Source organism: Roseateles sp. So40a (assembly GCF_048081605.1).
Classification (GTDB): domain Bacteria; phylum Pseudomonadota; class Gammaproteobacteria; order Burkholderiales; family Burkholderiaceae_C; genus Roseateles.
The window spans coordinates 2,456,694-2,468,780 of record NZ_CP182288.1 but is presented as its reverse complement, the minus strand read 5'-3'; the positions used below and the strand labels follow the sequence as shown (position 1 = coordinate 2,468,780).

General features: G+C 70.4%; 6 protein-coding genes and 2 pseudogenes. 2 read left to right on the top strand and 6 right to left on the bottom strand.

The window, feature by feature from the left end:
- The first annotated feature begins 101 nt into the window (after positions 1-101).
- On the top strand, positions 102-1,148 hold the full coding sequence (locus tag ACNI65_RS11260) for a LacI family DNA-binding transcriptional regulator (RefSeq protein ID WP_416763083.1): 1,047 nt from the start codon (positions 102-104) through the stop codon (positions 1,146-1,148).
- A 131-nt stretch (positions 1,149-1,279) separates the two neighbouring features.
- Positions 1,280-2,827, top strand: coding sequence for a methyl-accepting chemotaxis protein (locus ACNI65_RS11255; RefSeq protein WP_416763081.1), 1,548 nt, complete (start codon positions 1,280-1,282; stop codon positions 2,825-2,827).
- A 139-nt stretch (positions 2,828-2,966) separates the two neighbouring features.
- Here ACNI65_RS11255 and ACNI65_RS11250 read toward each other — a convergent pair whose 3' ends face one another.
- The 6 genes and pseudogenes from ACNI65_RS11250 to ACNI65_RS11225 form a co-directional block, all read right to left on the bottom strand.
- Positions 2,967-4,340, bottom strand: a complete 1,374-nt coding sequence (locus tag ACNI65_RS11250; RefSeq protein WP_416763080.1) for a c-type cytochrome — start codon at positions 4,338-4,340, stop codon at positions 2,967-2,969.
- 10 nt (positions 4,341-4,350) lie between these two features.
- Positions 4,351-6,123 carry a GMC family oxidoreductase gene (locus ACNI65_RS11245; RefSeq protein ID WP_416763079.1) on the bottom strand — a complete coding sequence of 591 codons (1,773 nt, stop codon included), beginning with the start codon at positions 6,121-6,123 and terminating at the stop codon, positions 4,351-4,353.
- A gap of 16 nt (positions 6,124-6,139) precedes the next feature.
- Positions 6,140-6,850, bottom strand: coding sequence for a gluconate 2-dehydrogenase subunit 3 family protein (locus ACNI65_RS11240; protein WP_416763078.1), 711 nt, complete (start codon positions 6,848-6,850; stop codon positions 6,140-6,142).
- Positions 6,851-7,096: 246 nt separating this feature from the next.
- A pseudogene (gene proX, locus ACNI65_RS11235) lies at positions 7,097-9,214 on the bottom strand (glycine betaine/L-proline ABC transporter substrate-binding protein ProX); the annotation flags it as partial.
- Positions 9,215-9,243: 29 nt separating this feature from the next.
- Positions 9,244-10,038 (bottom strand): annotated as a pseudogene (locus ACNI65_RS11230) (quaternary amine ABC transporter ATP-binding protein); the annotation flags it as partial.
- 427 nt (positions 10,039-10,465) lie between these two features.
- The gene (locus ACNI65_RS11225; RefSeq protein ID WP_416763077.1) at positions 10,466-12,064 is read right to left on the bottom strand and encodes an aspartate:alanine exchanger family transporter; all 1,599 of its coding nucleotides are present in this window, start codon (positions 12,062-12,064) and stop codon (positions 10,466-10,468) included.
- Positions 12,065-12,087 lie beyond the last annotated feature (23 nt).

The window sequence follows — 12,087 nt, the reverse complement described above, 5'->3', positions numbered from 1 at the left end:
GGAATCGGCGCCAGGGAGCGTCAAAGACCAAAAGATGATTTCCTTACACGGTTTCCGCACTGGGCGCATCGACGCGCCGTGTGCGATCGCGGGAGGGCGCGATGACTGAGCCGGGCGCTCGAAAGCAGCGCACGACTCGGCGCACCTCGCAGCGCACGACGCTGATGGACGTGGCCGCGCGGGCCGGGGTGTCGGCGATCACGGTCTCGCGTTTCTTCAACGAGCCGCATCGCGTGGGTGCGGAGGCCGCGGCCCGGGTGAAGGCCGCCGTCGAGGCGCTGGACTACGTGCCCAACCTCGCCGCGGGCGGACTGGCGTCGGCCCAGAGCCGCGTGGTCGCGATGGTGGTGCCCAACATCTCCGGACCGATCTTCGCGCACACGCTGGAGGCGCTGTCCGACGGGCTGGCCGCGGCGGGGTATCAGCTGCTGCTCGCGTCGAGCTACTTCTCCCAGGACAACGAGGAACGCGCCGTGCGCGCCTTCCTGGGCTGGCGGCCGGCGGCGCTGGTGCTGACCAGCCGCCATCACAGCGCGGCGACCGAGCGCCTGATCGAGGCGACGCAGGTGCCCGTCATCGAGACCTGGGAGCTGACGCCGCGGCGGCCGACGCTGCAGATCGGGTTCTCGCACCGGCAGGTGGGGCGTGACGCGGCGGCGCACCTGTGGGGGCGCGGCTACCGCCAACTGGCGTTCGTGCACAACAGCGCCGCCGGGGACCTCAGCGCGCAGGAGCGCCACGACGGCTTCGCCGAGGCGCTGCGCGAGCTCGGTCATCGAGGCGCGCCGGTGGCGGTGCGGCCGCGCGCCGCCCCGCCGATGGAGGCGGGCGCCGAAGCGCTGCGGGCGCTGCTGGCGCGCAAGCGGCAACGGCCGGACGCGGTGTTCTTCGCCAACGACAACCTGGCCTGCGGCGCCTTGCTCGCGGCGCAGCGCGAGGGCTGGTCGGTGCCGGGCGACGTGGCGGTGTTCGGCTTCGGCGACTACGCCTTCGCCGACAAGCTGCTCCCCAGCCTGAGCACCATCCGTCCGCCGGCGCGCGAGATCGGCGAGATCGCCGCCGCGCATGTCCTGACCCTTGTCGGCGGACAGCAGCCCAAGCGCCTGACCGCGCTCGCCTGCGAGGTCATCGCGCGGGAAAGCGACTGAAGACCGTCCCGCGCGTGCGTGTCCGTTCTGACATCGGGCGCACAACGCCCGGACGTGCGCATTCGCCCTCAGGCTTTCCGTGCGAATGCCGATCCCCTCCAGATACAAATTCCAACAGGAAGGGAGTCGGGATGTCCAAGGGTTTGAATCTCCGGATCGGCGCGCGTCTGGGGCTCGCGTTCGGTCTCATGGTGCTGCTGATGGTGCTGATGGCCGGGGCCTCGCATGGCGGGCTGACCGCGGTCGACAGCCGGGTGCATCAGGTGATCGGCGATCGCTACTTCAAGGTGCGCACGCTCAATCGCATCTTTGACGAGCTCAACCAGCAGTCGCGCAACGCGCGCAACGTCCTGTTGCTGGACACGGCGGCGGAGCGCGTCACGGAGATCGACGCCATCCGCGCCTCGCGCCAGCGCGCGGGGAAGCTCTTCGACGAGCTGGTCCCCACCATTCATGACAGCCAGGCCAAGGCGCTGCTGACGCAGGCGCTGGCGGTGCGCGCGAACTATGGCGAGGCGATGGAGGGCTTCCTCGGCCAGGCACAGGGCGAGGACCTGGATGCCGCCAAGGCCACGCTGCTGCAGCGCCTGCGGCCGGTGCAGCTGAGCTACGTCGAGGCGCTGAACCGGCTCGTCGAACGCCAGGAGCAGCTGATGGCCGAGTCCGGCGCGCTGGCCACCGAGGCCGTGCGCGAGACCGTCACGATCCTGTGGGTCGCGGTGGCGGTGGGCATCGTGGCGGGGCTGGCCTTCGGGGTGACCGCGACGCGGTCGGTGACGCGGCCGCTGGCGGAGGTCCGCCGGTCGATGGAGACGGTGGCCGGCGGTGACCTCGCGGCGGACGTGCGCGTCACGCGGCGGGATGAGCTCGGCGAGCTGCAGCAGAGCCTGCTGCGCATGGTCGACGGGCTGCGCACGCTGGTGCGTGATGTGCGCAGCGGCGTGGACTCGGTGACGACGGCGTCGACGCAGATCGCCGCGGGCAACCTCGATCTGTCCAGCCGCACCGAGGAACAGGCGAGCAGCCTGCAGCAGACGGCCAGTTCGATGGAGCAGATCACCGGCACCGTGCATCAGGCCGCGGACAGCGCGCGGGAGGCGACGACGCTCGCCTCGGCGGCGTCGGACACGGCGCGTCGCGGCGGGGAGGTGATCGGGCGGGTCGTGCAGACGATGGAGGCCATCACCGACAGCAGCCGCCGCATCGAGGACATCATCGGTGTCATCGACGGCATCGCGTTCCAGACCAACATCCTCGCGTTGAACGCGGCGGTGGAGGCGGCGCGCGCGGGCGATCACGGTCGCGGGTTCGCGGTGGTGGCCGGTGAGGTCCGCGCGCTGGCGCAGCGCAGCGCGAGCGCGGCGCGCGAGATCAAGACGCTGATCGGGCGATCGGGCGTGTCGGTGGCGTCGGGCGGGCGGGAGGTCGCGGCGGCGGGCGAGACGATGCGCGAGATCGTCGAGCAGATCCGGCAGGTGAGCGTGCTGGTGACGGAGATCGCCAGCGCCGCCACCGAGCAGAGCCAGGGGCTGCAGCAGATCAACCAGGCGGTCACGCAGATGGATCAGGTCACGCAGCAGAACGCCGCGCTGGTCGAGGAAAGCGCCGCGGCCGCCAACAGCCTGGAAAGCCAGGCCCAGCGGCTCGCGGCAGCGATCGCGACGTTCAAGCTCGCTTGAGCTTCTGCGCTTCAGAGCCCTTTGACTCCCCTCGCCCGCGGAGCGGGAGAGGGGTGGGGGTGAGGGCTCGTCAGCAACAGCGAGTCTTGCACAGAGCCCTCACCCCTCCCTCTCCCGCTCCGCGGGCGAGGGGGCATGACTACTTCCGCTCGATCGCCTCGCGGGTCCTGGCGACCTGCTTGACCGAGACGGCTCCCGCCTGATTGCTCCAACCCTGGCGCAGGAAGGTCGCGAGCTCGGCGACTTCCTCATCGCTGAGCCGATGCGCGAAGCCCGGCATCACCAGCACCGACGGCGCCTTCTCGGTTGACGGCGTGCGCGCGCCCTTGAGGATCACGTGGATCAGCGCGCTCGGGCTGTCGGCGTTGACCACGCTCGCGCCGTCCAGCTGCGGGAACACGCGCGGCGCGCCCTTGCCCGTCACGAAGTGGCAGGCCGCGCAGTTGTCGATGTAGAGCCGCTCGCCCAGCGTGAGGTTCACCGCGGCGGTCAGCTTCGCCCGCGTCTCCGCGCGCCCCTGCGGCTTCACCGATGCGCTTGGCGAGCCGCTCGGCGGCAACGAGCGCAGGAAAGCCGCGATCGCATGCAGGTCCGCATCGGCCAGGTGCGAGGTGCTGTGCTCGACGACCTGCGTCATCTCGCCGGCCACCGCCGCGCTGCGGTTGCGCCCGGTCTGCAGGTAGTCGACGACGTCCTGCTCGCTCCAGTGCCCCAGGCCGCGAATGGACGGGACGTCCCAGCCGCCGAGATCCCCACCGGCGAGGAACTTCTCCTGCGCGCTGTCATAGGCCTTCTCGTTCATCGCGAAGCCGCGCGGCGTGTGGCAGCTGCCGCAATGCCCCAGGCCTTCCACCAGATACGCGCCGCGCGCCACCGTGGCGTCCGCGCCCACCGGCGGGCGGAAGGGCTGGTCCGATCCGAAGAACCAGTTCCACAAGCCCATGCCCCAGCGCTGGTTGAAGGGGAAGCTCATCGCCGTGGCCGGCGGCACCGACGCGTCGGCCTTCACCCCGTGCAGGAAGAAGGCGTACAGCGCATGGATGTCGGCATCGCTGACCTTGGCGTAGCTCGGGTAGGGCATCGCCGGATACAGGTGCTGGCCGTCGGCGCGCACGCCCCGGCGCACCGCGTCGGCGAACTGCTGCTCGGTGTAGCCGCCGATGCCGTGCTGCTTGTCGGGCGTGATGTTGGTCGAGTAGATCAGCCCGTGGCCGCTGTCGATGGCCAGTCCGCCGGCGAAGGCGGGCTTGCCGGGCGCGCTGTGGCAGGCGATGCAGTCGCCGGCGCGGGCCAGGTACTCGCCGCGCGCGATCAGCGCGGGGTCCACCGGGGCCGAAGCGCCCGCGTCCGCGCCCGCGGCAGCGGCGTATCCAGCGGCGGATTCAGCGGCAGATTCAGCGGCAGATTCAGCGGCTTCAGCCATCGGCAGATGCCGCAACGCGTAGCCGGTGGCGATCAGCGCCGCGGCGGCCAGCGCGATCTGGAGGGATTGGGGGAAGGACATCGTCTTCATGCGCGCGCGCTCAGGCCTGGACCAGCGGTCCGGGGTTCTTCAGGTACTGGGTCTTGATCGCCTCGGCGGCCATCAGCGTGATGGCGCCGATGGTGGCGGTCGGGTTGGCCTGGAAGTTCTGCGGGAACGCATTGCCGCCGGGCACGAAGACGTTGTGCACGTCCCAGGACTGCAGGTACTTGTTGAGCGCCGAATCGCGCGGCGACGTGCCCATGATCGCGCCGCCCACGTTGTGCGTGGAGACGTACTTGGTGATGTCCCACTGCGAGTCCAGCGCGAGGAAGTTCTCGTTGATCGCGTCGGGGCCGAGATCCTTGGCGAGCTTGAGCACGATGTCGCGCAGGTAGCGCTGGAGCTTGAGCTCGTTCTGGCGCCAGTTGAAGGTCATGCGCAGCAGCGGCTGGCCCCACGGGTCCTTGTAGGTCGGATCGAGGTCCAGGAAGTGGCCGCGGTAGGACATGCAGGTCGTCGTGATGCTGATGCCCATCGAGCGCCCGTACCAGTCGACCATGCCTTCCTTCCAGCCCTTGCCCCACTGCGGCGTGCCCTTGGGCAGCGCCGCGCCGATCGGCGCGCCGGTGGCCTGCGAGCTGTGGATCTTGGCGCCGCCGATGAAGCCGAGCTTGATGCCGTCGTCGAAGTTGCCCGGAGAGATGTCGTTGAACATCTCGCCGGTCGCGCCGGCCGTGGCGAACGGGTTGAAGTGCCTGTCCTTGAAGAACAGCGTCGCGCCGCCGTTGCTCAGGAAGGCGTAGTTGCGGCCGATGGTGCCGGTCTCGGTGACCGGGTCATACGGCTTGCCGATGCCCGACAGCAGCATCAGCCGCACGTTGGCGAACTGGAAGCTCGACAGGATGACGATCCTTGCCGGCTGGAACACGGTGTTGCCGTGCTCATCGGCGTAGGTCACGCCCTTGGCGGTCTTCCTGTCGTCATGCAGGTCCACGCGCAGCACGTTGGCGTTGACCTTGTAGTCGAAGTTGGACATCCGCTTGACCACGTCCAGGATCGCCGTCTGCGGCGAGGCCTTGGAGTAGTTCAGGCAGGGGTACTTGCTGCAGTAGCCGCAGTAGTTGCACGGCGCGAGCTGCGCGCCGTACGGGTTGGTCCACGCCTGCGACACGTTGGCCGACGGGTTGGGGAAGGGGTGATAGCCCTGCTTGCGCGCGACGTCGGCGAACAGCGAGCAGTTCAGCGTGTCCTGCAGCGCGGGCAGTGGATAGGGGCTGGAGCGCGGGCCTTCGAAGGGATCGCCGCCGGGCTGCACCTGACCCTTCAGGTTGCCCGTCGTGCCCGACAGGCCGCAGACCTTGTCGAAGAAATCGAAGTGCGGCTCGATCTCCTCCCAGGTGAACGGGAAGTCCTTGATCCGCATCTCCGGATCGAGCTTGCCCTTGCCGTAGGCCTGATCGGCGTAGGTCTTGAGCTTGATGTCGGTGGGCGTGGGCCGGATCAGCACGCCGGTCCAGTGCAGGCCCGAGCCGCCCACGCCGGTGCCCGGCGCGAAGGCACCCCACTTGCGCGTGGGCAGCGCGTTCTGCGCGGTGTCGTAGCGCACGGTCAGCGCGGCCTCGCGCGGCGTGGCGAAGACCTTGTTGCGGATCGCGTAGGCGTACTGGTCGGCGGGCTTCGGATAAGCGAAGTCCTCGGGCGGACGGTCCGGACCGCGCTCCAGCGCGCGGACCTTCAGCCCGGCGCGCGCCAGCTCGATGGCCATGATCGAGCCGGCCCAGCCGAGCCCGACGATGACGACGTCGACGTCGTCGTTGGTGAGATGTGCCATGGGAAGTCTTTCGGGATCAGGCGCGCTGGCCGCTCAGGCTGACGGGGCCGAGCGGGTAGGGGCGGTCGTGCTGGTCGACCCACTCGGTGTAGGCGCCACGCGCGCCGGGGAAGCCGATCGCGACCCAGGCCTTCATGTCCTTGTTGCCGCCGTACTTGGGGTCGGCGAGGTAGCCGTTCTTCGTGTCGCCGAGCAGCTGGCCGAAGAACTGCGAGGCCTTGAGCGTCGGCTCGCCGAGCTCGTCGAAGTGGACGTCGTTCTTCTGCAGCGCGGTCAGCAGCGCGTCCTGCTCGGCGTGCGTGAGCTGCTCGAAGGGGCGCTGGTGACGCGCCTGCGCGGCCTTCTGCGCCAGCGCGATGCCCAGCCGGTAGACCGCCTGCGGGCCATGGCTCATCTGGAAACCCAGCGTGGCCGGCGCGTCCAGCTGATGCGGCGCGGCCAGGTAGATGTCATCGCCCAGGCCGGCGTGCAGTTGATGGTCGAGGAAGACCGGCACGTTGGTCTCGAGCGCGCCTGGGCCCTTGCCCTCGGCGGGGATCAGGCGGTCGCAGGCGGCGAGCACGAAGGCCCACTCGGCGGCGGTGAAGAAGACGGGCTGGTAGCGGGAGAGCTCGACGCCCTCGAGGCCCCGGTCGCGCACGGCGTGCAAGGGCAGGGCGACCAGGGGGACCGCGGCCGCGGACGCGACCAGGAGCGTCCGGCGGGACGGGATGAAGGGCTTGGACATGGCGGGCTTCAGGGCGGGCTTCAGGGCGGGCTTCAGGCTTCGGCTTTTCGGATTCCCTGGATCGGGAACCCGCGTCAAGCCCGCGATGGTAGCGGTACCGGTATCGCTACCGCAGGGTTAACGCTGATCTGATGTGCGATCAGCGCGCTGCAGGGCGCCTCATTCGGAGGTTTTGAGTTGCTGTTCGCCCGCGACGCCTGCGTCGCCCGTGCTGCCCGCACTGCCAGCGCTGCCGGTGTCGCCCCGCGCGCTCGCGATCCATCCGTCGAAGACCGCCTGGTGCGCGCGGATCCAGCCGTCGACATGGCGTTCGATGTCGGCGGCCGAATCGGCGCCCTCGCTCATGCGCAGGTTCTGCGCATTGATGTCGCCGATGGGCAGGCGCATCGCCGCGAAGAGCCGGCCCGCCGCCGGGTTCTGCTCGACGAAGGCGCGGTTGGCGACGATCTGCTCCTCGTCCGCCTGGAAGCCGTAGTTGCGGCCGTTGGACAGCCGCGTGTCGGCACCGTCGACCGAGGCCGAGAACGGCACCTGCAGCCACACGACGTCGCGCCCGGGGCGCAGCACCGCGCTGACCCAGTACGGCGTCCAGGTGTAGTACAGGACGGGCTTGCCCTCCTTGAAGCGCGCGATGGTGTCGGCCATCAGCGCGGCATAGCTGCCCTGCCGATGCGTGACGCTGCCGCGCAATCCATAGGCCTGCAGATGGCGCTCGATGGCGAGCTCGCAGCCCCAGCCGGGATTGCAGCCGGTGAGGTCGGCCTTGCCGTCGCCATCGGCGTCGAAGAGCTTGGCGATCGCCGGATCCTTCAGCTGGTCGATGCGCGTGATGCCGTATTGCTCGGCGGTCTTGCGGTCGATCAGGTAGCCCTGCACGGCGCCTTCGGCGTAGCTGCCGCCGCGCACGAGCCGCGCGTCGCCGCCGCTGTTGCGGTAGAAGTCCGCGTGCAGCTGGCGCCAATGGTTGGCCATGAAGGTGGCGTCGCCGTTGGCAATGGCCAGATGCTCGGTGGCGGGTTCGAGGTCCTTCATCGGCTGGACCGTGTAGCCCAGCCGCTCCAGCGCGCGCGACACGAGCAGCGTCTGGAAGGCCTCTTCCGCCAGCGAGCTCTTGAGCGGCTGCACCGTCACGCCCTGACCGGGCAGGGTGGCGGGGGCCACGTGCGGCGTCGCAGGCAGCGGCGGCGGGGTGAGTTCCTCGGCTCGGGCCTGGGAAGTGGCGCCCAGCGCGACGAGCAGCGCCGTCGCGGCGCGCAACGCGGTGGCCGAGACCGGCCGCAGCGCGCGGCCGATGAAGCCGACCGGCCCCGTGCGCCACCAGCGCGCATGGCCGCGGCGCGGTCGCGCCACCGCCTGCGTGAGCCGGTCCAGCGTGATGGCCAGCAGCACGATGCCCACGCCGCCGATCGTCGCCAGGCCCATGTCCAGGCGGCCGATGCCGCGCAGCACCATCTGGCCCAGACCGCCCACGGCGATCATCGACGCGATGACGACCATCGACAGCGACAGCATCAGCGCCTGGTTCACGCCCGCGAGGATGGACGGCATCGCCAGCGGCAGGCGCACCTTCACGAGCATCTGCCAGGGCGACGCGCCGAAGGAGCGCGCGGCCTCCACGAGGTCCTCGGGCACCTGGCGCAGGCCCAGGCTGGTGAGCCGGGCCAGCGGCGCGATCGCGAAGACGATGGTGACGATCACGCCGGGCACGTCGCCGATGCCGAACAGCATCACCACCGGCACCAGGTAGACGAAGGCGGGCGTGGTCTGCATCGCGTCCAGCCAGGGCCGCATCCAGCGCTGCGCGCGATTGCTGCCGGCCAGCAGCACGCCCAGTGGCAGGCCGATCAGCACGCAGAACACGAGCGAGGTCAGCACCAGCGACAAGGTCACCATCGCCTCAGGCCAGATGCCCAGCATCGCGATGACCAGCATCGACAGCGCGGTGCAGATCGCCACGCGCGCGCCGGCGAACTGCCAGGCCAGCAGGCCCAGCACGCCGATCGTCGGCAGCGCGGGCAGGCCGGTCAGCATCGACTGCATGCCGCCGAGCGTCGCGTCGATGGGCACGCGCGCGGTCTGGAAGAACGGGCGCGCCTGCTCCACGGCCCAACCCAGCCCGTGATTGATCCAGGACGCGATCGGCAGCGAGCCGTCCCAGAGTTGCTGCAGGTGGAAGCCGGCAGCGTCGGCATGAGCGGCGGAATGAGCGGCGGCGTGAGCGGCCGCGCCATGGGCCGCTTGAGCGGGCGCGTCCAGCCAGGCGTTGGCCGTGGACGGTTCGGGCGCGGCGCTCATCGCCTGCCAGGGATCGATCGGGGCGGTGGGCTGAGCGGCGAGGGTCGGCGTGTGAAGGTCCTCGTTCATGCGACCTCCGCGACGCGCCGGCCGGCGTTCAGGAAGCTGCGCACGAAATCGTCGGCGGGATCGCGCTGGATCTCCGCGGGCGTGCCGACCTGCACCACGTGACCGTCCTTCATGATGGCGATGCGGTCGCCGATGCGCATCGCCTCGTCGAGGTCATGCGAGATGAACACGATCGTGCGTCGCCGCACCTGCTGCAGCCGCAGCAGCTCGGACTGCATCTCGGCGCGGATGATCGGATCGAGCGCCGAGAAGGCCTCGTCCATCAGCAGGATGGCGGGATCGGCCGCCAGCGCGCGCGCCAAGCCGACGCGCTGCTGCATGCCGCCGGAGAGCTCGTCGGGGTACTTCTCGCCCCAGCCCGCCAGGCCCACCAGCGCCAGCGCCTCGTCGGCCTGAGCCAGCCGCTCACGGCGGCCCACGCCGGCGAGCTCCAGCCCGAAGGCGGTGTTGTCGCGCACGGTCATGTGCGGCATCAGCGCGAAGGACTGGAACACCATGCCGAAGTCCTTGCGGCGCAGCGCGCGCAGCTGGGCGTCGGAATAGGCGTTGATGTCCTCGCCGTCGATCACGATGCGCCCGGCGGTGGGTTCGATCAGCCGGTTGAGCAGCCGCACCAGCGTGGACTTGCCCGAGCCCGACAGGCCCATGACGACGAAGATCTCGCCGGCGTGGATCTCGAAGCTCGCGTCGAAGACGCCGATCGACTGCCCGGTGCGGGCGAGGATCTCCTGCTTGTCCAGACCGTCCTTCACCAGCGCGAGCGCTTGGGCGGGACGTTCGCCGAAGACCTTGAAGACGTGGTCGATGTGGATGCCCTTGGCCATGAGCGATGACTCCTTTCTCGCGGCGGCACGCCGCGGTCACGCCATCAGCCTGGGGGACGAGGAGCCGGAACGAGCGCGCGCGGCGGCCCCGGCGGGCCTCGAAGGGCTGCCAGACGGGCACGGCGGAAAGCGAAGGCAAGGGGCCAGTGCCCGCTGGAGGACTCGGATCGCGGTCGTCGGGCCTGGTCGAGGGGCGACGTCCGGGGAGTCTGGCGTGGCAGTGGGGCCGGAAAGTCCGGCCGGAGATGCCGGGGCATGGCCCGGCGGCGAACCTGCACCGCGACGGGAGTCAGCGCTCCGCGAGTAGTGCGAGGGCGGTCAACATATCAATTTGACCGACATTTAAGCGCTAATCATAACTTCCAGGAATGATTCGAGTCAAGTCGGCGGGCATCCGCCGGTCCAGGCGAGGGTCGCGGGCACCGCATCAGGCCGCCATCACCGCGACGATCTGCACCAGCAGGATCTTCACGAGGGTCATCGACGGAAAGATCATCGCGTAGCCGATGTCGGGTTGGTCGGTGGGCGCGATCCGGTTGCCGAAGGCCAGGATCGCGGGGTTGCCGGTGGCACCGGCGACGATGCCGGCGGCCGCGTCGAACGGCAGCCGGAAGACCCACAGCGCCAGCCCCAGCGTGACCGCCGTGAGCACCGCGACGATCGCGCTGCCCAGCAGCAGGTAGGTCCAGCCGCTTTGCGCGATGGTGGCGGCGAAGGTCGCGCCCGAGGAAAGGCCCACCACCGCGAGGAACACGGTCAGCCCGAAGTTGCGCAGCACGAGGTTGGCCGAGATCGGCATCGCCCACTGCAGCGACCCGGTGCGGCGGCGCCAGCCCAGCAGCAGCGCGACGAGCAGCAGGCCCGCGAAGCCCAGCGAGAAGCGGCCCAGCCCCGGGATCGTCCAGACGATCGCGCCCAGCGCCAGGCCCAGCGTGACGCCCACGCCCAGGCCGATGTAGCCGATCTCGCCGGTGCCCTTGACCGAGTCGCCGAAGAAGCGGCCCAGCGCCGGGAAGCTCGCGCGCGGCGCCATCAGGCCGACGCGGTCGCCGAACTCCAGCACGCGGTCCGCATGCGGGGCGAGGTCCACGTCGCTGCGGCGCAGGTGCAGCACCCGTGCGTCGGCCTCGGCCGGCAGCGCGAGATCGCCCAGCCGCCGTCCCGCGACCTGCGGGTTGGAGACGAAGAAGCGCTCATAGTCCAGGTCGCCGCGATCGCGCAGCATGCGGCCCGGCTGCGTGTGCCCGAAGCGCATCGCCGCGCGGCGCAGCGCGTCGGGATCGGTGCCGGTGAGCAGCAGCACATCGCCGCGGCGCAGCTCCAGCGCGTCGGTGGCGCCGATGTTGTGATGATCGCGGCGCACCGCCGACACCGTCACGCCCGCGGGCAGCGTCTGCGCCACGGCGCCGACGGTGCGGCCCAGCACGGCGACGTCCTCGACATCGACCTCCTCGACATGCAGCGAGGGCTTGTCGGGCTGCACCAGCCGCGGCTTGCGCCAGGCGTTGTAGAGCCCCAGCAGCATGATCGGGATGGCGACGCCGACCGGATAGGCGACCGAGTAGCCGGTGGCCGGCGTCGGTCCGAAGACGGCCAGCGCGGCCTGCAGCGCGGCGGTGCTGGTGCCCGCGCCGGCGTAGGCGCCCAGCGCCTTGGCGAGCGTGACACCGGGCCAGAAGTGCACGGCGGCGAGCATCACGCCCAGCGCCGCGAGCACGCCCGCGAGCGCCGCGGCATTGGCCTTGGCGCCGCGCGCGCTGGTCAGTCCGCGCAGGAACTGCGCGCCGTAGGCGATGCCCACGCCGTAGAGGAACAGCATCAGGCCGAGGTTGCCGATCAACGCGGGGATCTGCAGCGTCGGCGCCGCCGCGCCGACGGCGAGTCCCACGAACAGCACCGCGCCCGATCCGAGCGCGAAGCCCCGGATGCTGCGTGCACCGAGCCAGTAGCCGGCCGCGATCGTCAGGAACAGCGCCAGCAGCGGCTGCGAGGCCAGGAATCGACCGACAGGTTCGAGCACGTCCATCGCGCGGGCTTCCGAGGATCCGA

Excerpts from the sequence above, each read along its gene's own strand:
- ACNI65_RS11260 (WP_416763083.1), top strand. The coding sequence starts at position 102 with ATGACTGAGCCGGGCGCTCGAAAGCAGCGCACGACTCGGCGCACCTCG.
- ACNI65_RS11255 (WP_416763081.1), top strand. The coding sequence starts at position 1,280 with ATGTCCAAGGGTTTGAATCTCCGGATCGGCGCGCGTCTGGGGCTCGCG.
- ACNI65_RS11245 (WP_416763079.1), bottom strand. The coding sequence starts at position 6,123 with ATGGCACATCTCACCAACGACGACGTCGACGTCGTCATCGTCGGGCTC.
- ACNI65_RS11240 (WP_416763078.1), bottom strand. The coding sequence starts at position 6,850 with ATGTCCAAGCCCTTCATCCCGTCCCGCCGGACGCTCCTGGTCGCGTCC.
- ACNI65_RS11250 (WP_416763080.1), bottom strand. The coding sequence starts at position 4,340 with ATGAAGACGATGTCCTTCCCCCAATCCCTCCAGATCGCGCTGGCCGCC.
- ACNI65_RS11225 (WP_416763077.1), bottom strand. The coding sequence starts at position 12,064 with ATGGACGTGCTCGAACCTGTCGGTCGATTCCTGGCCTCGCAGCCGCTG.